The organism is Streptomyces sp. SID8374, from assembly GCF_009865135.1.
Lineage (GTDB): Bacteria > Actinomycetota > Actinomycetes > Streptomycetales > Streptomycetaceae > Streptomyces.
Genome location: NZ_WWGH01000002.1, coordinates 1,856,900 through 1,878,831 on the forward strand (window position 1 = coordinate 1,856,900; position 21,932 = coordinate 1,878,831).

Consider the following 21,932-nt stretch of genomic DNA (forward strand, 5'->3'; position numbering starts at 1 on the left):
TCGGGGGGTGCCGGTCGGGAGCGTACGGGGAGGGCTTCGGCGGGCCATCCCCTCATGGATGCACCCGGCGGCGGAAAATCTCGGCGACGCGCTCAGTGACGCGCCGGAGGGGACCCGGGCGGCGTGCCGAAGGGGCTCAGCGGCGCGCCGCGGAAGCCTCGGACAGCTCCTCGTTCATCGCCGCGAGGAAGCGCAGAACGGTCGTGAGTTCCGCCTCGCTGAAGCGTGCCCGCGCCCGGGCCGTGGCCTCGGCGAGCGGCATGAAGTAGTCGCGGGCGGCCATCCGGGCGCTCGCCTCGTAGTGGATGTGCACCACCCGGCGATCGGCGCTCTCGCGGGCCCGCCGGATGTGGCCGGCCCGCTCCAGCCGGTCGAGGCAGGCGGTCACCGCGCCCGACGTGAGCCCCAGATGCTCGCGCAGCGCGCCCGGGGTGAGGGGGGCGGGGGCATCGAGGATGGCCGCCAGGGCGGTGACATCCGTGGGGTGGAGCTGCTGGTGAGCCGCGAAGCCGTGGGTCATCCGGTTGATCTCGCCGTTCATCCGGCGGAGCTCCACCGCGAACGCCTGGAGACCGGTCGCGGGTCCGGGGTCCGGGGCCGCGGCGGGGTCCGAGGCGCCGCTCCGGGTCGGTCGGCTGTCAGCGCTGGTCACGTACTCAGCGTATAGAACCCATGGCCGTGGCCGGTGCCCGGACCGTCACCAGGTCCGGGCACCGGCCATGTCCCGTGGGCGCCGTCACACCGGCGGCCCGGCCGCGGTCATGACGTCGGCATGAGCACCGTGTCGACCAGGTTGACCGTGGCGTTGGCCGTCGGCACATTGCCACAGACGATCTTCGAGGAGTCGTTCACCGTGAAGTCGGAACCGGACCCCTTCACCGTGAGATCGGTGCCCTGAAGGGTCTTGTAGGTGCCGTCCTCCAGCTGCTTCGTCGTCAGCTTCTCGTCCACCACGTGGTACGTCAGCACCTTGGTGAGCTCCTCCTTGTCGTTGAGGAGCGCGTTGAGGTCGGCCTGCGGGATCTTCTCGAAGGCGTCGTTCGTCGGCGCGAACACCGTGATGTTCTCGGCGTTGTTGAGCGTGTCCACCAGGCCGGCCTTCTGTATCGCGCTGACCAGGGTGGAGAGTTCGGGGTTGTTGGAGGCGGCGGTGGCGACCGGATCCTTCGCCATGCCCTCAAGGCTGCCCGCCCCCTCCTTGGGGACGGAGGCGCAAGCCGGACCGAACGGTTCCGCCGGAGCCTGCGCCTGTGCCTGCGGCGCGAAGAACGCCATGGAGGCGGGAAAGGCGAGAGCGGCGGCGGCCGCGGCGGTGCGCTGAAGGCGGGTGATGGTCATGATGTCTCCTCCGGCGGGTGGGGGGTGAGATATTCACGCCGTACGGCCATGGAGTGCCGTAGATCCAGTAGCCCATAGAAGGAGTTCCGGGTCAAATGCGGAGCCCCGAAAAGGGAATTCGGTAGGCAATTTTCCGAGACGGAAAACTGTGTGAAGGGAGGGTCGGGGGAGAGCCCCTGCTGTCGTCGCCTCGGCCCCCGACACCCGCCCCACGTGCGGTTGTGCCCGGTTTCGACGCAGAACCGACGCGGCAGGACCGGCGGGACGGCGTGTCGCAGGGTGGATACGGGAGTACGCCCTGCCGTAAGGAGAATCAATTGACCTCTGGTGCGGGAAGCCGCTGATCGATCGGCTGGTGGTCAGCCGTGAGGTTAATCGTTCGCGCATATGAATAAAAGGTGTGCGGATCGATTTTTCTGTGCCGCGCGCATTTCCTTCCCTTTCCGGGGCGCATTCCGTGAATGCGCCCCGAAGTGGCGTACACGGTCCTGCTCCCGTCGCCCGCCCCCTCCCGGCAGGAGTTGATCCGCCGGACCGGGGCAACCGGCATGACATGAATACCCGTTCAGTAGCAGCTCAGGGGCGCGGCCAGGCAAGGCGAGCCGCCAACAGCACTGCGGTGGAGGTCGGAGCCCGTGCCGGGTTCGGCGCCCGCGGAGTCATCTACGTCCTCGTGGGCGCCCTCGCCCTGCAGATCGCGCTCTCCGGAGGCGGCAAGCAGGCGGACCGGGGCGGCGCGATCGCGGAGATAGCCGAGAAGCCGTTCGGCAAGGTCGTGTTGTGGCTGCTGGGCATAGCCCTGGTGGGCATGGCGCTCTGGCGGCTGTCCGAGGCCTTCTTCGGCTCGGCGGGTCCCGACGGCGACAAGCCCACCAAGCGGGCGATGGCCGGGGGACGGTTCGTCTTCTACAGCTTCGTCGCCTACTCCGTCCTCTCCTTCGCCGCGGGTGACTCGGGCAGCGGTGGCGGCTCGTCCGACCAGCAGTCCCAGGACGTCACCGCCAAGGTGCTGGGCTGGCCCGGTGGCCAGTGGATCGTCGGCATCGGAGGCGTGGCGATCGCCTGTGCCGGTATCTGGATCGCGGTCCGGGCCATCATGCGGAAGTACCACAAGCACCTGAAGATGGCGGAGATGTCGCAGAAGGTGCGCCGCGCGGTCGACTTCACCGGGGTGTTCGGCGGCTCGGCGCGCGGTGCCGTCTTCGCCACCGCGGGCGGCTTCGCCGTCGCCGCGGCGGTCAAGCACAACCCCGATCAGTCCAAGGGGATGGACGACACCCTGCGCTCCTTCACCGATACCCCCGTCGGTCCGTGGCTCCTGGTGGTCATCGCCCTCGGCCTGGTCGCCTTCGGCGTCTTCTCCTGGTTCAACGCCCGCTACCGCAAGGTCTGACGGGCTAGCGCCAGGTCTGACCGGCGCCGCCCCCGGTGACCCGGGGCGGTCCGGCAGCCGTCGCACCCCGGCGGGCCGCGTCCTCACGGGCGGCCTGCTCGGGGTGCCTGCCGCGCCAGTACGGATTGTCGTGCGGCAGCCCGCCGGTGACCCGGCCGTACATCCCGAACGTCAGGATCAGCAGCCCCATCACGAAGCTGAAGATCACGTTGGACATGCCGAAGTCCAGGATGTTGGCGCCCTTGTCCAGGATGAAGATGTGGACGAACCCGCTCAGCAGGAAGAGTGAACCGACCGTCATGTTCACCATCGACGCGACGTTCCCGCCGATCGCCGCCCCGGCGATGAGCACCGAACCGACGACGACGGAGATCAGGCTCAGCAGGCCGTTGGTGGAGAGCCCGGCCACCTGGGAGCCGCTGGTGTCGAAGAAGCCGAGCTGGTTGGTGAAGCCGAGGATGCCGAAGACCAGAAGGATGACTCCGCAGAGCCCCGCTCCGATCCGGTACACGGTCGCGAGCCGGTGGTCCACGGGGAGTTCGTCGCTCAGTTTCATTGCCGTCTCCTGTCGGTGGCTGGTGCGGGGCCCGGGCGGGCCCTGATCGTCCGCCCCCTCTTCCTGCGGCCCCCCTCCCGTCACGCCACTCCGTCGGGACAGCCCTCCGCGACGGAGCGCCGGATGCGCAATATCGCGCGCCGGGCGTGACTCTTCACTGTGCCCAGCGGCAGGCCGGTCCGCTCGGCGATCTGGACATGGGTGAGGTCGTCGAAGAACGCCAGGCAGAGGATGTGCCGCTGGACCGGGGGCAGCTTGCGCAGCTCCTGCGTCACGAGCACACGGTCCAGCGCCGCCTCCGGCCGCTCGGCCGTTCCGGGGGCGCCGGACCCCTCGCGCGCCGCGTGGGCGGCGGCCAGCTCCGTACGCCGGGAACGGGCCGCATGCGCGTCGGCGATCTTGCGGCGGGCGATGCCGACCAGCCAGCCCGGAAGGGGGCCGCGCACCGCGTGGTAGCCGTGGCGGCCGCGCCACGCGGCGAGGAAGGTCTGCTGCGCCACGTCCTCGGCCTCCCGGGCATCCCCCAGGGACCGGGCGGCCAGCGAGTACACCAGGGCACCCCAGCGGCGGTACACCAGCGCGAAGCTGTCCTCGTCGCCGCGTACGAAGCCGGCGGCCAGCCGTTCCGACTCCACCCGGTCGTCGGACGGATTCCCGGCCCGGTCCTCGTGCCGGTTCCCGGCCGGGGCGGGCAGCGCGGCCACCGTGCCGACCGGGCTCAGGAGTGCCGTCATGTCCGTCCGTCCTCTCCGCTGCGCCGCACGTCCGCTGCTCGAACCGCGACGGCCGACGCGGGATGCCGCGCAGGGCGGGCCGTCTTCCGGGCACCCCCGTGGCCCCGCTGATCACCAGGCAACCGGGCGGTGCCGCACCGGGCAACATGCATCGTTTCTGCGTCGTATGGTGGGCCGTATGGACGATGCGGTCTCCACGCTCACCAGAGACCCCGCCGTCGGTGGCCTGACCACCGGGGCGGTGGCCCGGCTGCTGGGGGTGGCGCCGACGACGCTGCGCTCGTGGGACCGCCGTTACGGAATCGGCCCGGCCTCCCGCGAGGGCGGCCGCCACCGGCGGTGGACGGCGGCCGACATTCGGCTGCTGGAGTGCATGTGCGGCCTGACGAACGCGGGACTGCCCCCGGCCGAAGCCGCCCGCGCGGCCCTGGCGAGCGCCTCCCAGGAGGCCCCCGCACGACCGGAAGAGCACAAGAGCGGTAGCGAGCAGGAGACCCGCGACGGGCGGAACCCCCGAGGCGAGCGGAAGAGCCCCGACGGGCACCCCGCCTCCCGCGCCCCCGGGGCGCTCCCGATCGGCCGGGCCCGCCGGGAGTGCCGAGGCCTCGCCAGGGCGGCCGTCCGCCTCGACGCGCAGGCCATGGACGAACTGCTGGCCGAGGCGATCGACCGGCACGGGCTGCTCGCCGCCTGGGAGTCGGTCATCATGCCGACGCTGCACGCCGTCGGCCGTAAATGGGAGACGGCGGGGGAGCGGTACGTCGAGGTCGAACACCTCCTGTCCTGGCACGTCTCCAGCGCACTGCGCAGGGCCGCGTCGCAGCGCGCGCCCGCGGCCGGCTCCGGGGTCTCGCTCCTGGCCTGCACCCCGGGCGAGAGTCATACGCTGGCCCTGGAGGCGCTCGCCGCCGGACTGGCCCAACAGGGGCTGCCGGTAAGGATGTTCGGCGCGGCCCTGCCGGTGGAGGCGATGGAGGAGGCGGTACGGCGAACCGGGCCCGCCGCCGTCGTGCTCTGGGCCCAGTCCCGGTCCACCGCGAGCCGTGCGCTGGTGGCGCGGGTGGAATCCATCGAGTGGGGCGTACGGGGCGCCCGCCGGCGGCCGGTCGTGCTGGCCGCCGGACCGGGCTGGGCCGGGCAGCTGCCGCCCGGTGCCCGCCATCCGTCCGGTCTCGCCGAGGCGTTGGACGCCCTCGCGGCCATCAGCCGCCGCTGACCTCCGGCGGACCGCCCGCCCCTCAGCGCAGGAAGTCCGCCAGCCCCGTCAGCAGCCGCTCCACATCGTCCGTGTCGTTGTACGGGGACAGCCCCACGCGCAGGCCGCCCGCGTCGCCGAGGCCCAAGTGGCGGGAGGCTTCCAGGGCGTAGAAGGAACCGGCCGGGGCGTGGACGCCGGAACGGGCGAGGAAGCGGTACGCGTCGGAGGCGTCCCGGCCCTCGAAGGTGAGCAGCAGCGTGGGCGTCCGCTCGGCCGCCCGGGAGTGCACCGTCACCCCGCCGAGCTCGCCGAGCGCCTTCTCGGCCACCTCCAGCAGGGCGGTCTCGTGGGCCTCGATCGCCGCGTACGCGGACCGCAGCCGCTCCCGCCGCCCGCCCGCCGCGTCGCCGGAACCCAGGTCCGCGATGAAGTCGACGGCCGCGCGGGTGGCCGCCAGCGACTCGTAGGGGAGGGTGCCGAGTTCGAAGCGCTCGGGGACGGCGTCGCTGGACGGCACCAGCTTGTCGGGCCGCAGGGACTCCAGCAGCTCCGGGCGGGCGGCGAGCACACCGTGGTGGGGGCCGAAGAACTTGTACGGCGAGCAGACGAAGAAGTCGGCGCCGAGACGTTCCACATCCACGAAGTCGTGCGCCGTCAGGTGCACCCCGTCGACGTGGAACAGGGCACCGGCCCGGTGGACCAGCTCACCGATCGCGGTGACATCGGGGCGGGTGCCGATCAGGTTGGAGGCCCCGGTCACCGCGACCAGCCGGGTCCGCTCGGTCAGCAGTGAGCCGACGGCCTCCGTGGGCAGCTCACCGGTGGCCGGGTCGAACTCCGCCCACCGCACCACCGCGCCGGCCCGCTCGGCCGCCTGCACCCACGGGCGGATGTTGGCGTCGTGGTCCAGCCGGCTGACCACCACCTCGTCGCCCGGCGCCCAACTCCTCGACAGGACGCGGGAGATGTCGTACGTGAGCTGGGTGGAGCCGCGTCCGTGGACGATCCCGCCCGGGTCCGCCCCCAGCAGATCGGCCAGCGCCTGTCTGAACTCGCCGACGATCGTCTCCGCGTGCACCTCCCCGGGCAGCGTGGCGCCCCGGATCGACAGCGGCCGGCTCAGCGCCTCGGTGAAGGCCGCGATGACGGGCGCCGGGGTCTGTGTGCCGCCGGGGCCGTCGAAGTGGGCCGTACCGGCCCGGAGGGCGGGAAACTGCGCGCGCACCGTGCTGATGTCGTAACTCAAGGAGACTCCCTCGCTCGTGGGCGCCCGGCCCGGGTCACGGTCATGGCGCCGACAGTCCGTCGCCGCAGCGCCGCCCGAGGGCGGGCGCGCGGTTCGGCGCCGATCATCGCAGGGTGTCCCCACCCGTGAAAGGACGCCTCACACCGCCCCGTACGCGGGCGCACGGCCCCCGGTCAGGAGTGCGCCGCAGCGTACGCACGCACATCACGGCGCGCATTCATGCGCCCGTCACACGGCACAGGGATGATCCTATGAGGAAATTCCTCGTACAAATTGACTCACGCAGCCGTCGCGCAGGATTTCCCGCATTCTCCCCGCCCCGGTAAACGTGTTCACCGGTGGTGCGCGGCGAACGCCCGTGAAGAGGCCGTCAATTCGGTGGCGAGGTGGTGGTTAAAGCCGTGGGATTCGGAAATGAATGATCTGGGCCGATGGAGTTGGGGGGCATCGGTTCACGCCACGGTCCGTTTCGCCGGAGCCGGGTGTCCGGAATTGGTCGGTGCATGAGTGATCCGCTCGCACCCCGAGGTGCCCATCGACTTCTCGGGCTCCCTTGAGCTGCACCGATGCGATGTTCTCTCCTAGATCACATCTCCTGTGGAGGGTCGCGGATGGACGAGTGCGAACGGTCCGCCGATGGCGAGATCGATTCGGTTGGATATTCGGACGGCGGGAAGGGCCCGGTCGGAATCTCCCTGGCTTCCGTCCTCCGTGCGGTCGCCTATCCGCTCCTATTGCTGGCCGTCGTCCTTGTCGGCGCGTCAGCATTGGCCCTGCGCTGGGATCCGGCCATCGTGAGCCCGCTTTTCCTCGTCGGAACTCTCGTGTATCTGGCCGTTCTCGAACAACTGATTCCCTATGACCGGAGCTGGCATCCGGGAAAGGACGAGTGGCGCTGGTACGGCATCTACTTCCTGCTCACCATGGCCGGAAGTGGACTGGCGCAACTTCTGGTCACGGCCGCCGTGGGGTGGATCTCGGCCGACGAGCGGGGCCACCACCTCTGGGCCGAGATCCCGGGCGCCCTGCTGGCCGGATCGCTCGTCAGCTACCTGGTGCACCGCCTCGGCCACACCAGCGCCCTCCTGTGGCGGCTGCACGGGGTGCACCACGTCCCGCAGAAGGTCAACGTCGCCAACAACGGCGTCAACCACGTGCTGGACATCGTGCTCGCCCAGAGCCTCGTCCAGCTGACCCTGGCCCTGGCCGGATTCTCCCGCTCGGCCGTGCTGGTGACCGGGCTCTTCGTCGTCGCCCAGGGCTATTTCGTGCACGCCAACATCGACGTCCGCATCGGCCGCTTCAACCATCTGCTGGCCAGCCCCGAACAGCACCGCCTGCACCACAGCACCGACCTGTCCGAAGCCGGTCACTACGGCTCCGACCTCTCGTGCTGGGACCACCTCTTCGGCAGCTTCACCTGGCACCCCGGCCGCGAACCCGCCGCCGTCGGCCTCCACGACCCGGCCTCCTTCCCCGGCACCGGAGAGATCGTCGCCGGCTTCCTGCACCCGTGGCGGCGCCGGCCGGAACCGGAAACCCCGGCCGGACCGGCAGCCAACACCTGATGCTCCACCACGACTTGAGGAGTTCGACCATGGCCGACGCGAACAACCGGGCATTACGCGACAAGGTGGCGATCGTCGGGATGGGCTGCCGCCTCCCCGGTGGCGCCTCGGACCACCGGACGTTCTGGCGCAACCTGATGGCGGGCAAGGACTGCATCACGCCCACCCCGCCCGACCGGTACGACGTGACCACACTCGGCAGCCGGTTCCGGGACAAACCAGGGCGCCTCGTCGGCAGCCGCGGCGGATACATCGACGGCTTCGACGAGTTCGACCCCGCGTTCTTCGGCATCAGCCCCCGAGAGGCCGACCACATGGACCCCCAGCAGCGAAAGCTGCTGGAGGTGGCCTGGGAGACCCTGGAGGACGGCGGCCAGCGCCCCGCCGACCTGGCCGGGGAGAACGTCGCCGTGTACGTCGGCGCGTTCACCCTGGACTACAAGATCCTCCAGTTCGCGGACCTGGGCTTCACCTCGCTGGCCGCCCACACTGCGACCGGCACCATGATGACGATGGTGTCGAACCGGATCTCGTACTGCTTCGACTTCCGCGGCCCCAGCCTCTCCATCGACACCGCGTGCAGCTCCTCCCTGGTCGCCGTCCACCTCGCCTGCCAGGCCCTCGGCCGGGGCGAGACCGATCTCGCGCTCGCGGGCGGCACCCTGCTGAACCTGGCCCCGCAGTACACGATCGCCGAGACGAAGGGCGGCTTCCTGTCGCCCGAGGGCCGCTCCCGTACGTTCGACGCGGGCGCCGACGGCTATGTACGGGCCGAGGGCGTCGGCCTGGTCGCGCTGAAGCGCCTGGAGGACGCCGTCCGCGACGGGGACCGCATCCACGCGGTCATCCTCGGCAGCGGGGTCAACCAGGACGGCCACACCAACGGCATCACCGTGCCCAACCCCGACGCACAGGTCTCCCTCATCCGCCGCGTCTGCGCCGAGGCGGGCATCGCCCCCGGCGAGCTCCAGTACATGGAGGCGCACGGCACCTCCACCCCCGTCGGCGACCCGATCGAGGCGGGCGCCCTCGCCCGCGCCCTGGCCATCGGACGCAAGCCGGGCACCCGCGCCTACGTCGGCTCCGTGAAGACCAACATCGGGCACACCGAGTCCGCCGCCGGGATCGCCGGGCTGATCAAGACCGTCCTCTGCCTCAAGCACGGAACGATCCCGCCCCACATCAACCTGGAGCGCCTCAACCCCGCCATCGACCAGGCCTCACTGCCGTACGAGATCCCCACCCGGCCGACCCCCTGGCCCGACCACGACGGACCCGCCCGGGCAGGCGTCAACTCGTTCGGGTTCGGCGGCACCAACGCCCATGTCGTCCTGGAGGAGGCCCCACCGCTCCCGCAGGACAGCGCCCCTTCCACCGAACGGGCCTGGAGCATCCTGCCGTTGAGCGCCCGGCACCCGGAAGCGCTCCCGGAGCTGGCCGCCGGCATCCGCGCCGAACTGGCCGGTGAGAACGGCCCCGCCGTCGCCCTGCCCGACCTCGGCCACACCCTGGCCCACCGCCGCCAGCACCTCCCGCACCGGCTCTCCGTCGTCCACTCCTCCCGCGCCTCCCTCGACGAGGCGCTCGCCGCCCTCCAGCGCGGCGAGGCCCACCCCCGGGTCGTCCAGGACCGCGCGCGGGACGCCGAAGCGCGGCGCCTGGTCTGGGTCTTCACCGGCATGGGCCCCCAGTGGTGGGGCATGGGCCGCCAACTCCTCCACGACGAACCGGTGTTCCGCGACGCGGTCACCGCATGCGACCACGCCCTGCGGGAGTTCGCCGACTGGTCCCTGATCGAGGAGCTGACCGCCGAGGAGTCCGCCTCGCGCATGGCCGAGACCTGGCTCGCGCAGCCCGCCAACTTCGCCCTCCAGGTCGGTCTCGCCGCCCTGTGGAGGTCGTACGGCGTGCGCCCGGACGCCGTCGTCGGACACAGCACCGGCGAGATCGCCGCCTTCCACGAGGCGGGCGTCTACTCCCTCCGGGACGCGGCCCGGATCGCGGTGCACCGCAGCCGCCTCCAGCAGACCCTCGCCGGGACGGGCACCATGCTCGCGGTGAGCCTGACGGAGGAGGAGGCCGAGCGCCGGGTGCGGCCCTACCGGGACCGGGTCTCGGTCGCCGCCGTCAACAGCCCCACCTCCATCACGCTGGCCGGGGAGGCGGACGCCCTGGCGCTGCTGGCCGAGGAGTTGCGGGCCGAGCAGCTGTTCGCCAAGTTCCTCACCGTACAAGTTCCCTACCACAGCGTCGGAATGGAGCGGATCAAGGACGAACTGCTCACGGCACTGGCCCCCTTGGAGCCGCGCCCGGCTCACCTCCCGCTCTACCTCACGGGCAGCGAAGGGGTGGCCGAGGGAAGCGAGTTGGACGCCGACTACTGGTGGCGGAACGTCCGCGACCGGGTGAGGTTCCGGTCCGCCGTGGACCGCCTCGCGGGCGACGGGCACCAGGTGTTCCTGGAGATCGGCCCGCACCCGGTCCTCGGCCATGCCATCCGCGAGTGCCTGGAGGCCACCGGGGCGGCCGGGCTGACCCTGCCCTCGATCCGCCGCCAGGAGGACGAGAGCGAGCGGTTCGCGCTCTCCCTCGCCTCCCTGCACAACCTGGGCGCCGACATCGACTGGGACGTCCTCCAACCCTCCGGCCGGCCCGTCACCCTGCCCCCTCACCCCTTCCGGCGCGACCGGCACTGGACCGAGCCCCCGGCCGTCGCGAAGGTCCGCCTGGGCCGGATCGACCACCCCCTCCTCGGCCGCCGCACCGACCGCACCGAACCGGCCTGGCAGGCCCGCCTGGACACCGAGTCCCTGCCCTACCTGGCCGACCACCGCATCCAGGACACCGTGGTGTTCCCCGCCGCCGGATACATCGAGATGGCGACCCAGGCCGTCCTGCGGCTCACCGGTGGCACGGCAGCCGTCCTCGCCGACATCGACCTGCGCAAGGCGCTCTTCCTGCCCGACGGCGAGGACCGGACCGTGGAGGTGTCGCTCTCCCTGGAGGACGCGGCCTTCACGATCGCCTCGCCCGCGACCGGGGACGACGGGGAGCGGACCGTCCACGCGAGCGGCATCGTCCGCACCGGGCAGCGCCGCAGGACCGGCGCCCCTCTGGACGCCGCCGCGATCCGGGCCCGTACCGTACGCCGACTCGCCGGCCCCGACTGCTACACCGCGCTGGCCGGGCTCGGCTACCACTACGGCCCCGCCTTCCGGGCCATCGAGGAGGTGTGGATCGGCGCCGGGGAAGTCCTCGCCAGGATCCGCCCGCCCGAGGGGGTCGACGCCTCCGGCCACCACCTCCACCCGGTCCTCCTCGACGCCTGCTTCCAGGCGCTGCTGACCCCGCAACTCCTCCAGGACCCGGCACCGGGGGCAGGCATCAGGCTGCCGCTCTCGCTGGCCGAGGTCGCCCTCGGCCCCATCGGCGACCAGCCGCTCTGGGTGCACGCCACCCTGCGCCCCGCCGACGCGGACACCACGCTCGGGGACATCACCCTGTACGCCGACGACGGCACCCCGTTCGGCCGGATCGAGGGGTTCCGCGCCGCCGACGTGGAGAAGGCGGCGACCGCCGTCGCCCGGACCACCATCGACTCCTGGCTCGCGGAGACGGTCTGGACGGAGGTCCCGGAGCTGGGGGAGGAAGACCCGCTCGCGCCCGCAGGGATAGCGGCCCGGGACCACGGCTGGCTGGTCCTCGCCGACACCCAGGGCGTCGCCGACGCCTTCTCCACCCTCGCCGCCGCCCGGGGCGAGCGCTGCCACCTGGTGCGCCGGGGCGAGGCGTACGCCGGAGCGGGCCCGGACGGCTCGTTCACCGTGAACCCCGGGTCCACCGCCGACCTGGAGCGCCTCTTCGCCGACCTGGACCGGGACGGCGAGCCGTTCCGCGGGGCCGTCCTGCACCTGTGGAACCTGGACCGGCCCTCCCTCGCCGCCTGCGACCGGCAGGCCGTCCGCGACCACGCGGGCCCGGGCTCGTACTCCCTGATCGCCCTGGCCCGGACCCTGCTCGCCCGGGGCCTCGGCGGCAGGCTGCACATCGTCACCCGGGGCGCCCAGCCCGTCCTGCCCGACGAACCCGTCGAACCCCTCGGGGCCCCCGCATGGGGCGTCGGCCGCGTCCTGCGCCACCAGGAATTGACCGACCACCGGGGCAAGTTGATCGACCTCGACCCCGAGCGGCGGCCCGGTCCGGAAGGTGCCCTCGCCGAAGCGGAGGCGCTCCTGCGCGAGGTGCTGACCGACGACGAGGAGGAGATCGCCCTACGTGAGGGCGTACGCCGCACCAGCCGCCTCCGCCAGGCCGAAGGCCTGACCCGGCCGCTGCCGCTGCGGCTGCGGGCCGACGGGAGCTATCTGGTGACCGGGGCCTTCGGCGCGCTCGGCCGGCTGCTCTGCCGCACCCTCGTCCAACGCGGGGCGCGCAGGCTCATCCTGGTGGGGCGTACGCCGGTGCCCGCCCGCGAGAAGTGGGGCTCCACCGACCCCGCCACCGCCGAGGGCCGGGCGGTGGAACTGCTCCGTGAGCTGGAGACGCTCGGCGCCCAGGCCGTCCTGGCCCCCCTCGACATCACCGACGAGGACGCCCTGACCACCTGGCTGGACGCCTACCGGCGCGCCGGCTCCCCTCCCGTACGCGGGGTTTTCCATCTCGCCGGACAGGTCCGCGACACCCTGGTCACCGACCTGGACCGGCCCGCCTTCGACGCCGTCCACGACCCCAAGACCGTCGGCGCCCACCTCCTCCACCGCCACCTGCGGGACGAACCCCTCGACCACTTCGTCCTCTTCGCCTCCATCGCCTCCCTGCTCACCACCGCCGGCCAGACCAACTACGCGGCGGGCAACGCCTTCCTGGACGCGCTGGCCCACCACCGCCGGGCCCAGGGCCTGCCCGCGCTCAGCCTGGACTGGGGCCCCTGGGCCACCGGCATGATCGAGGAACTCGGCCTGGTCGACCACTACCTGCACAGCCGGGGCATGAGCTCCCTGGCCCCCGACGCGGGCATGGCCGTCCTGGAACGCGTCATCGGCCAGGACCACGCCCAACTCGTCGTCGCCACCGTCGTCAACTGGCCCACCTTCCTGGCCTGGTACCCCTCCCCGCCCCCGCTCGTCACCGCCCTCGCAGCAGCGGCCGCCCCACCCCCGGCCGCCGAGCGGGCCGGCGGCTTCCTCGACACCTTCCGTACCGCCGACGAAGCAACCCGCCGCTCCCTGGTGGCCGAGCGCTTCGCCACCCTCTCCGGCGCCGTCCTGCGCACCGGCACCGACCGCATCGACCCCGCCGAAGGCCTCGGCCAACTGGGACTCGACTCCCTGCTCGCCATGGAGCTGCGCGCCCGCATCCACGCCGAGCTCGGCGTCGCCCTGCCCGTGGTCGCCCTGCTCAGCGGGACCCCGGCCGGAGAGCTGGCCGCACAGCTCCACGACGGCCTGGCGGAACTCGCCGCGGCCGACGGCTCCCACACCACCGGCCGGGCCGTCGAACTCCACGACGACCCCGCGTGCTACCCGCTGACCCAGAACCAGAAGGCCCTCTGGTTCCTCAAGCACCTCAACCCCGACGGGTACGCCTACAACATCGGCGGAGCCGTCGAGGTGCATGTCGCCCTCGAACCGGACCTGATGTTCGAGGCCGTCCGCCGCCTCATCGCCCGCCACCCCGCTCTGCGCACCAACTTCCTGCTGGAGGACGGGCAGGCCGTGCAGCGGGTCTCCGAGGACACCGAACCGGACCTCGCTCTCTTCGACGTCCAGGGCGAGGAGTGGGAGACCATCCACGCCACCATCGTCGCCGAGTACCGCAAGCCCTACGACCTGGCCCACGACCCCCTGGTCCGCTTCCGCCTCTTCAAGCGCGGGCACGACCGCTGGGTCATCATGAAGGCCGTCCACCACATCGTCTCGGACGCCATCTCCACGTTCACCTTCATCGAGGAACTCTTCCAGGTCTACGAGGACCTGCGGCAGGGCCGGGAACCCCAACTGCCGCCCGTGGAAGCCCGCTACCTCGACTTCCTCAACCAGCAGAACACCTTCCTCGCCGGACGCGAGGCCGCCGGGATGCTGGACTACTGGCGCTCGCACCTCCCCGCCGAGGTCCCCCTCCTGGACCTCCCCACCGACAAGCCGCGCCCGGCCGTCCAGACGCACAACGGAGCCTCCGAGTTCTTCGTGCTGGACGCCGAACTCAGCGCCCGCGTGCACGCCTTGGCCCGCGCCCAGAACGTCACGCCGTTCATGGTGCTGCTGAGCGCGTACTACCTGCTGCTCCACCGCTACTCGGGTCAGGACCACATCGTCGTCGGCTCCCCGGTGACCGGCCGCACCCGGCAGGACTTCGCCTCCGTCTACGGCTACTTCGTCAACCCGCTCCCGCTCCACGCCGACCTCACCGGCGAGCCCACGGTCGCCGAACTCCTGGAGCAGGTCCGCCGGACGGTGCTCGGCGGCCTGGACAACCAGGAGTACCCGTTCGTCCTGCTCGTCGACGAGCTGGGCCTCCAGCACGACCCCAGCCGCTCGGCCGTCTTCCAGGCGATGTTCATCCTCCTCACCCACAAGGTCGCCACCGAGCAGTACGGCTACCGGCTGGAGTACATCGAACTACCGGAGGAGGAAGGCCAGTTCGACATCACCCTCTCGGCCTACGAGGACGAGGCGGAGAACCGCTTCCACTGCGTCTTCAAGTACAACACCGACCTCTTCCTCCCCCAGACCATGCGCCGCATGGCCGCCCACTACACCCGCCTCCTCGACCACATGACCCGGGCGCCCGGCGAACACCCCGCCTCACGGCTGGAGATGCTGGACGCGGAGGAACGCGAACAGCTGGTGGGGGAGTGGAGCCGCCCCGCCCTGCCTGCCGCCGCCGCGGATTCGCCGTTCACCCCGGTCCACGGGCTGATCGGCGCGGTCGCCACCGCCCACCCCTCGTCGGTCGCCGTCACCATGCCGCTCCCGGGCGGCGGCGCCCGCCGGCTGACCTACGGGGAGCTGGAGCGGCGGGCCGCCGACGTGGCCGCCCGGCTGCGCACCCTGGGCGTCACGGCCGGGTCGGTGGTCGTCGTCTGCCTGGACAAGTCGCCGGAGCTGATCGTCACCCTGCTCGCCGTGCTGAAGGCGGGCGGCGCCTATCTGCCGCTGCGGCCCGACCAGCCCGCCGACCGCATCGCCCACCTCGTCCGGGCCACCGGAGCGGGCCTCGTCATCGTCTCCGGCGAGCCCGCCCGCGAGGGAACCGCCGCGCTGCCCGTCATCACCCTGACCCTCGACGCCCTGCACGCGACCGAGCCGCACCCGGAGGGCCCCGGGCAGAACACGGCACCGGACTCGACCGCGTACGTCATCACCACCTCCGGCTCCACCGGCCGCCCCAAGGCCGTCCGGGTCAGCCACCGCAACCTCGCTTCCGCGTACGGGGCCTGGCTTCAGGAGTACCGGCTGGAGACCGACGTCCGGGTGCACCTCCAGATGGCCGAGCCGTCGTTCGACGTGTTCACCGGCGACCTGGTCCGCACGCTCTGCTCGGGCGGCAACCTCGTCCTGGCCGACCGGGACCTCCTCTTCGACACCGCACGCCTGTACCGGACGATGCGTCAGGAGCGGGTCGACTGCGCGGAGTTCGTTCCGGCGGTGGTGCGTGGGCTGATGGACCACTGCGTACGGGAGCGGCTGCGGCTGGACTTCCTGCGGCTGCTGGTGGTCGGCTCGGACGCCTGGAAGGTGGGGGAGTACCAGAGGCTGAGCGAGCTGTGCGGTCCGGCGACGCGGCTCGTCAACTCCTACGGCCTCACCGAGGCGACCATCGACAGCGCCTACTTCGAGGGGCCCGTCGACGACCTGGAACCAGGCCTGATGGTCCCGATCGGCCGCCCCCTGCCCAACAGCACCCTCCACGTCCTGGACGCCCACGGCGAACCCGTCCCGCCCGGCGTCCCCGGCGAGCTGTGGATCGGCGGCGACGGGGTCGCGCTCGGCTATGCCGGAGACCCCGAGCAGACGGCGGACCGCTTCGTCACCCGTACGCTCAGCAAGGCGCGGGCCGCCCGGCCCGAACGGCTCTACCGGACCGGCGACATCGCCCGCTGGGACGCCCACGGCCGCGTCCATCTGCTGGGCCGCACCGACGGCCAGGTCAAACTGCGCGGCCACCGCATCGAGATCGGCGAGATCGAGGCCCACCTCGCCCAGTGGCCCCCGCTCGCCCGGGCCGTCGTCACCGTCGCCACCGACACCGGGGGAGAGGCCGCGCTCTGCGCCTACTGCGTACCGGCGACCCCGGGCACCGCACTCGACCGGCGGGCCCTGCGCCGCCACCTGGCCGGCTCGCTGCCCTCGTACATGATCCCGTCGTACTTCGTCGAACTGCCCGCCCTGCCGCTCACCGCCAACGGCAAGATCGACACCGCCGCGCTGCCCGCACCCCGGGCCGAGACCGGGGAGCGCCCCCACGAGGAGCCGGTGACGCTCTACGAGACCAGCGTGGCCCGGCACTGGAAGGCGCTGCTGCGGCTCGAACAGGTGGGTCTGGAGGACGACTTCTTCGAGGTCGGCGGCTCCTCCATCAAGCTCATCGAACTCCTCCACCTGCTGCGCACCGAGTTCGGCGTCAGCGTCCCCGTCAGCCGCCTCTACCAGGTCACCACCCTCCACGGCATGGCCGCCACCGTGGAGGAGGTCCTGCACAGCACCAGCACCGACGAACTGCCGTATCTGACCTTCAACTCCGGCCAGTCGCCGCACCTCTTCTGCTTCCCGCCCGCCGGCGGCCACGGACTCGTCTACCGGGGCCTCGCCGCGCAGCTCCCGGAGTACGCCGTCATCGGCTTCAACTACCTCCCCGGCGACGACAAGGTGGCCCGCTACGCCGACCTCGTCGAAGCCGCCCGGCCCGAGGGCGCCATCCTGCTCCTCGGCTACTCCCTCGGCGGCAACCTCGCCTTCGAGACAGCGAAGGAGCTGGAGCGGCGCGGACGGCGGGTGGGCCATGTCGTCATCCTCGACTCCCGGCGCATCATGGAGCGTTACGAGCCCGGGGACGAGGGCATCCGCGCCTTCGAGGCCGAACTCGCCGACCACCTGCGCAAACACACCGGGTCGGAAGCCGTCACCCGCGAGACCCTCGCGCATGCCGCGGAGTACCTCACCTTCTGCGGCCGTACGCCCAACACCGGGACGGTGGACGCCCCGGTCAGCGTGATCACCGACGAGGAGAAGACCGCCCTGTACGCGGCCGGTGAGCACGGCACCTGGCACGGCAGCTCCACCGCCACCACCGTGGTGCTGCGCGGCTCCGGCGTCCACGCCGACATGCTGGACCCCAAGCACCTCGCCCGCAACGCCGCCCTGGTCCGCACCGTACTGACGGGAGACGCGGCCCATGGCGGATGACCCGAGCACCGTCGAAACCGCGCCCGACGACTGGAGCAGCCGCGAGCGCATCCCCGGCACCCCGCCCCGCGTCATCGTCATCGGCGCGGGCGTGGCCGGCCTCTCCACCGGCTGCTACGCCCAGATGAGCGGCGCAAGGACCCGGATCTTCGAGAAGCACGTACTGCCCGGGGGCTGCTGCACCGCCTGGTCGCGGGACGGCTACCTCTTCGACTACTGCATCGAGTGGCTGATCGGCACCGCGCCCGGCAACGACGCCCACCAGGTGTGGCGGGAGCTGGGCGCCCTCGACGGCAAGACCGTCACCAACTTCGAGCTGTTCAACAAGGCCGAGGACGAGAGCGGCCGTTCGGTCACCTTCTACAACGACCCGGACCGGCTGGAAGCGCATCTGCTGGCGATCTCACCGGCCGACGCACCCCTGATCCGGGCCTTCACCCGTGACCTGAGGCGGTTCATCGCCATCGAGTTGTACCCGTTCCTGACGGCACCCGCCCTGCGGACCGTACGGGAGCGGGCGGCGACCCTGCGCACGGTGCTGCCGGCCTTCCGCCTCTTCTGGCGGACGGCCGCCACCCCGATGCACGTCTTCGCCGACAAGTTCCAGGACCCGCTGCTGCGCCGGGCCTTCCGCAACATCTTCTTCCAGGACCCGGAGGGCTTCCCGCTCCTGCCGTACCTGTTCAACATGGCGGCGGCTTACCACCTCAACGCCGGTTTCCCGCAAGGCGGTTCGCTCGGCCTCTCGCGCTCCATCGAAGAGCGCTACCTGAGCCTGGGCGGACACGTCACCTACCGGGCCCGCACGGAGAAGATCCTGGTCGAGAACGACCGGGCGATCGGCGTCGAACTCCGCAACGGGCAGAGGTACTTCGCCGAGCACGTCGTCTCCGCCGCCGACGGGCACACCACCGTCCACGGGCTGCTCGGCGGGCGGTACACCGGACCCAGGATCGACAAGCTCTACACCGACCTCCTCCAGCGCCCCGGCACCCTCTTCCCCGCGGTCGTCTCCGCCTTCGTCGGCCTGCGCGGCGACTTCGACCCCGGCGAGGCCCACAGCACCACCCACCTCCTGGCCGACGAGGAAGGCAAGCGGCTCCCCGGCGCCCTCCAGAACAGCCTGGTCGTCCAGGCGCGCTCCCGCTACTCCGACGGCTTCGCGCCCCCCGGCCACTCCGTCCTGCACTGCACCTACTTCAGCGACTACACCTACTGGAAGGAGCTGCGCACCCGGAACCGCAAGGAGTACCGCCAACGCAAGCACGAGGTCGCCGACTTCGTCCGCACCTTCCTGGAGCGCCGCCACCCCGGCATCAACGACCGCATCGACCTCGTCGACGTGGCCTCACCCGCCACCACCCACCGCTACACCGGCAACCACAACGGCTCCATCCTCGCCTGGAAGGCCTTCTCCGACGCCGACGACGTCTCCGCCCGCCTGGTCGGGAAGGACCGGATGCGGCTCCCCGGCCTCACCGGCTTCTCCATGGCCGGGCAGTGGGTCGGCATGGGCGGCCTGATCCGCGCCGCCTCCACCGGCCGCTTCGCCGTCCAGTACCTCTGCCGCGAACTCGGCCTGGAATTCCGGGCGTGGGAGAGCGAGGCCACCGAGCCCTGGCACACCGGAAAGCTGGGAAAGCTGCCCCAGCTGGACCGGTGGTCAGCACGGGAGGACACCAGTTCATGACCACGTCCACGACCGGCAGGACCCGGCGGCCCCGCGAGTCGATGATCATCATCGGGGGCGGCCTCGGCGGCCTCTCCACCGGCTGCTACGCCCGGATGAACGGCTACCGCACCCACATCCTGGAGATGCACGAACTGCCCGGCGGCTGCTGCACCGCCTGGGAGCGCGGCGGCTTCACCCTGGACGCCTGCGTCAGCTGGCTCCTCGGCAGCGGCCCGGGCAACGAGATGCACCAGATCTGGCTGGAGCTGGGCGCGTTGCAGGGCAAGGAGATCCGCCACTTCGACGTGTTCAACATCGTGCGCGGACAGGACGGGCGGGCCGTCCACTTCTACTCCGACCCGGACCGGCTGGAGGCCCACCTCATCGGGATCTCGCCCGCCGACGCCCGTACCGTACGCAAGTTCTGCGCCCAACTCCGCAGCTTCCGCAAGGCCCTTGCGGTCTACCCGTTCCTCAAACCCGTCGGGCTGATGGGACGTGTGGAGCGGTGGCGGATGCTCGCCTCGTTCGTGCCGTACTTCAACGCCGTCCGCACCACGATCACCGTCCTGATGGCTGACTACTCGGCGAAGTTCAAGGACCCGCTCCTGCGGGAGGCGTTCAACTTCATCCTGTACGAGAAGCACCCGAACTTCCCCGTCCTACCCTTCCACTTCCAACTCGCCTCCCACGCTAACCTTTCGGCGGGCGTACCCGAAGGCGGATCCCTCGGCCTCGCCCGGTCGATCGAGGCCCGCTACCGGCGGCTCGGCGGGGAGATCTCGTACAACACGAAGGTCGAGACGGTGATCGTCGAGGACGACCGCGCGGTGGGCGTCCGGCTCAGCGACGGCAGCGAACTGCGGGCGGACATCGTGGTGTCGGCCTGTGACGGCTACACGACGACCATGAAGTTCCTGGAGGGGAAGTACCTGGGCGAGGAGTACCGCAAGCTCTACACGCGGACCATCCATGAACCCGGCATGGTCTTCCCCGGCTACTTCACCCTCTTCCTCGGCCTCTCCCGCCCCTTCCCGGAAGGGGACCCCTGCACGACCTACCTCCTCGACGAAGCGACAGCCGCGAAGCTCACCGGCATCCGCCACGCCAGCATCAACGTCCAGTTCCGCAACCGGCATTACCCCGAGCTCTCCCCGGACGGCACCACCGTCGTCTACGCCACCTACTTCTGCGACATCGCCCCCTGGCGGGCCCTGGACGAAGGCCCCGAGCAGGTCACCCGCACCCGCGGCGGCCAGGAGCTGCACACCCTGCCCGTCCGCCACGGCCGCGGCTACTACGCGGCGAAACGACGGGCACGCGAGACGCTCGTGGACTTCCTGGAGCAGCGCTTCCCGGGCATCCGGGACGCCATCGTCGTACGCGATGTCTCCAGCCCGCTCACCCAGGTCCGCTACACCGGCAACTACGACGGCACGGTGCTGGGCTGGCAGCCGTTCGTGGAGAGCGGCGAAACCCTGGAAGAGCTGGTCAAGAAGCACGGCCCGGGGCTGCCGGGGCTGGCGGACTTCTACCAGTCCGGCGTCTGGGCCACCACCGGCGGGCTGATCCGGGCGGCCGCCGCCGGACGCCACGTCATGCAGTTCATCTGCCGCGACGACGGCAAACCCTTCACCGCGTCGGTCGACCTCACCGCGCCCCCGCCCACCCACCGCGTCATCCCCGTACCGGCCGGCCGAGGGGCCACCGCCGTACCCACGACAGGGAAGAGCACATGAAGATCGAGAAATGGGTGGTCCGCGAGCACGTCGAGGGCGTGCCCGACGTGGACCGCGTCTACGAGAAGGTCGTCGAGAACGTCGACGTGTCCCTGGCCCCCGACGAGATGCTGCTGCGGACGCTGTACGTCTCCGTCGACCCCTACCTCCAGGGCATCGCCCTGGACACCCCGATCGGGTCCCACATGGGCGCCGACTCGATCATGGAGGTGGTCGAGGCCGGGCCGCGCGCCGCCCATGCCGTCGGCGACCTGGTCCAGGGCTTCGGCGGCTGGCGCTCCCACGTCGTCTCCACCGGGGAGGCCGAGCTCTGGCAGACCGGCACGTTCCCCATGGTCTTCCCGGCCTACCGCAGGCTGGACCCCCGGTGGTACGACGATGCCTTGCCGCTCCCGACCGCGCTGAGCGTGATGGGCGGCCCGGGCATGACGGCCTGGGGGACTCTCGCCAAGTACATGACGGTGACGCCCGGGGACACCTTCGTCATCAGCGGGGCCTCCGGCGCGGTCGGCGCCCTCGTCGGCCAGCTCGCCGCGCTCGCGGGCGCCCGCGTCATCGGGACCACCTCGTCCCCGGAGAAGGCGGAGTACCTCCTCGGCCTCGGCTTCGACACGGTCGTCGTCTACCGGCACACCGACAGCGCCGGCACCGTCCGCGAGGCGCTGGCCCGGGCCGCCCCCGACGGGGTCGACCGCTACTTCGACAACCTCGGCGGCACGGTCACCGACGTGGTGTTCTCCATGCTCAACGTCGGCAGCCAGGTGGCCGTGTGCTGGCAGTGGGCGACCCAGGTCGGCAACGAGGACACCGGCCCGCGCCTGCTGCCCTATCTGATGTTCCCGCGCGCCACGGTCCGGGGGATCTTCTCCCTGGAGTGGTTCACCGAGCAGAACTGGAAGGACCTCCACGCGGAGCTGGGCGGCCGGGTCCGGCGCGGAGAGGTCGTCTGCGACCACACCCTCCACCACGGCTTCGACGCCATCCCCACCGCGTACGGAAGCCTCTACCGCGACCGGGCGGAGCACCGGGGCAAGGTGCTGGTCGCGCTGTGAGGACCGCCGGCACTCGACGCCTCCTCCGCCGA

Annotated in this window: 12 protein-coding genes; 7 read left to right on the forward strand and 5 right to left on the reverse strand. The window is 71.5% G+C overall.

Annotation, left to right across the window (positions count from 1 at the left end; all coding sequences use genetic code 11):
- Positions 1-136: 136 nt before the first annotated feature.
- Positions 137-652, reverse strand: coding sequence for a helix-turn-helix domain-containing protein (locus tag GTY67_RS31595; RefSeq protein WP_161281294.1), 516 nt, complete (start codon positions 650-652; stop codon positions 137-139).
- Positions 653-759: 107 nt separating this feature from the next.
- Positions 760-1,338 carry a fasciclin domain-containing protein gene (locus GTY67_RS31600; RefSeq protein WP_093689237.1) on the reverse strand — a complete coding sequence of 193 codons (579 nt, stop codon included), beginning with the start codon at positions 1,336-1,338 and terminating at the stop codon, positions 760-762.
- Between the two features lie 553 nt (positions 1,339-1,891).
- Between GTY67_RS31600 and GTY67_RS31605 the strand changes: the two genes are divergently transcribed.
- Positions 1,892-2,731 carry a DUF1206 domain-containing protein gene (locus GTY67_RS31605; protein ID WP_093689239.1) on the forward strand — a complete coding sequence of 280 codons (840 nt, stop codon included), beginning with the start codon at positions 1,892-1,894 and terminating at the stop codon, positions 2,729-2,731.
- Positions 2,732-2,735: 4 nt separating this feature from the next.
- On the opposite strand, the gene GTY67_RS31610 is transcribed toward GTY67_RS31605, so the two are convergent.
- Positions 2,736-3,287 (reverse strand): DUF4383 domain-containing protein, encoded by a 552-nt coding sequence (locus GTY67_RS31610; protein ID WP_093689241.1) that lies wholly within the window; start codon positions 3,285-3,287, stop codon positions 2,736-2,738.
- An 80-nt stretch (positions 3,288-3,367) separates the two neighbouring features.
- Positions 3,368-4,021 (reverse strand): sigma-70 family RNA polymerase sigma factor, encoded by a 654-nt coding sequence (locus GTY67_RS31615; protein ID WP_161281295.1) that lies wholly within the window; start codon positions 4,019-4,021, stop codon positions 3,368-3,370.
- Positions 4,022-4,199: 178 nt separating this feature from the next.
- Between GTY67_RS31615 and GTY67_RS31620 the strand changes: the two genes are divergently transcribed.
- A complete protein-coding gene (locus GTY67_RS31620; protein WP_161281296.1) occupies positions 4,200-5,237 on the forward strand; it encodes a MerR family transcriptional regulator in 1,038 nt (345 codons plus the stop codon).
- Between the two features lie 22 nt (positions 5,238-5,259).
- On the opposite strand, the gene GTY67_RS31625 is transcribed toward GTY67_RS31620, so the two are convergent.
- Positions 5,260-6,465, reverse strand: a complete 1,206-nt coding sequence (locus GTY67_RS31625; protein WP_161281297.1) for a cysteine desulfurase-like protein — start codon at positions 6,463-6,465, stop codon at positions 5,260-5,262.
- A 611-nt stretch (positions 6,466-7,076) separates the two neighbouring features.
- Between GTY67_RS31625 and GTY67_RS31630 the strand changes: the two genes are divergently transcribed.
- Genes GTY67_RS31630 through GTY67_RS31650 form a run of 5 tightly spaced genes read left to right on the forward strand, consistent with a single transcriptional unit; the run spans position 7,077 to position 21,900 of the window.
- Positions 7,077-8,033: a sterol desaturase family protein gene (locus GTY67_RS31630; protein WP_093689249.1), complete on the forward strand. Its 957-nt coding sequence runs from the start codon at positions 7,077-7,079 to the stop codon at positions 8,031-8,033.
- A gap of 29 nt (positions 8,034-8,062) precedes the next feature.
- Positions 8,063-17,437, forward strand: a complete 9,375-nt coding sequence (locus tag GTY67_RS31635; RefSeq protein ID WP_161281298.1) for a non-ribosomal peptide synthetase/type I polyketide synthase — start codon at positions 8,063-8,065, stop codon at positions 17,435-17,437.
- On the forward strand, positions 17,427-19,127 hold the full coding sequence (locus tag GTY67_RS31640) for an NAD(P)/FAD-dependent oxidoreductase (RefSeq protein WP_161281299.1): 1,701 nt from the start codon (positions 17,427-17,429) through the stop codon (positions 19,125-19,127). Before GTY67_RS31635 ends, GTY67_RS31640 begins: the two co-directional genes overlap by 11 nt.
- Positions 19,124-20,848 carry an NAD(P)/FAD-dependent oxidoreductase gene (locus tag GTY67_RS31645; RefSeq protein WP_093689253.1) on the forward strand — a complete coding sequence of 575 codons (1,725 nt, stop codon included), beginning with the start codon at positions 19,124-19,126 and terminating at the stop codon, positions 20,846-20,848. The genes GTY67_RS31640 and GTY67_RS31645 overlap by 4 nt, the downstream gene beginning before the upstream one ends.
- Entirely contained in the window at positions 20,845-21,900 is a 1,056-nt protein-coding gene (locus GTY67_RS31650) for an NADP-dependent oxidoreductase (protein ID WP_161281300.1), read from the forward strand. The genes GTY67_RS31645 and GTY67_RS31650 overlap by 4 nt, the downstream gene beginning before the upstream one ends.
- The last annotated feature ends 32 nt before the right edge of the window (positions 21,901-21,932 follow it).

What these genes read in the sequence shown, in the direction of transcription:
- GTY67_RS31600 (WP_093689237.1), bottom strand. Translation starts at nt 1,338, where the DNA reads ATGACCATCACCCGCCTTCAGCGCACCGCCGCGGCCGCCGCCGCTCTC.
- GTY67_RS31605 (WP_093689239.1), top strand. Translation starts at nt 1,892, where the DNA reads ATGAATACCCGTTCAGTAGCAGCTCAGGGGCGCGGCCAGGCAAGGCGA.
- GTY67_RS31610 (WP_093689241.1), bottom strand. Translation starts at nt 3,287, where the DNA reads ATGAAACTGAGCGACGAACTCCCCGTGGACCACCGGCTCGCGACCGTG.
- GTY67_RS31615 (WP_161281295.1), bottom strand. Translation starts at nt 4,021, where the DNA reads ATGACGGCACTCCTGAGCCCGGTCGGCACGGTGGCCGCGCTGCCCGCC.
- GTY67_RS31620 (WP_161281296.1), top strand. Translation starts at nt 4,200, where the DNA reads ATGGACGATGCGGTCTCCACGCTCACCAGAGACCCCGCCGTCGGTGGC.
- GTY67_RS31630 (WP_093689249.1), top strand. Translation starts at nt 7,077, where the DNA reads ATGGACGAGTGCGAACGGTCCGCCGATGGCGAGATCGATTCGGTTGGA.
- GTY67_RS31635 (WP_161281298.1), top strand. Translation starts at nt 8,063, where the DNA reads ATGGCCGACGCGAACAACCGGGCATTACGCGACAAGGTGGCGATCGTC.
- GTY67_RS31640 (WP_161281299.1), top strand. Translation starts at nt 17,427, where the DNA reads ATGGCGGATGACCCGAGCACCGTCGAAACCGCGCCCGACGACTGGAGC.
- GTY67_RS31645 (WP_093689253.1), top strand. Translation starts at nt 19,124, where the DNA reads ATGACCACGTCCACGACCGGCAGGACCCGGCGGCCCCGCGAGTCGATG.
- GTY67_RS31650 (WP_161281300.1), top strand. Translation starts at nt 20,845, where the DNA reads ATGAAGATCGAGAAATGGGTGGTCCGCGAGCACGTCGAGGGCGTGCCC.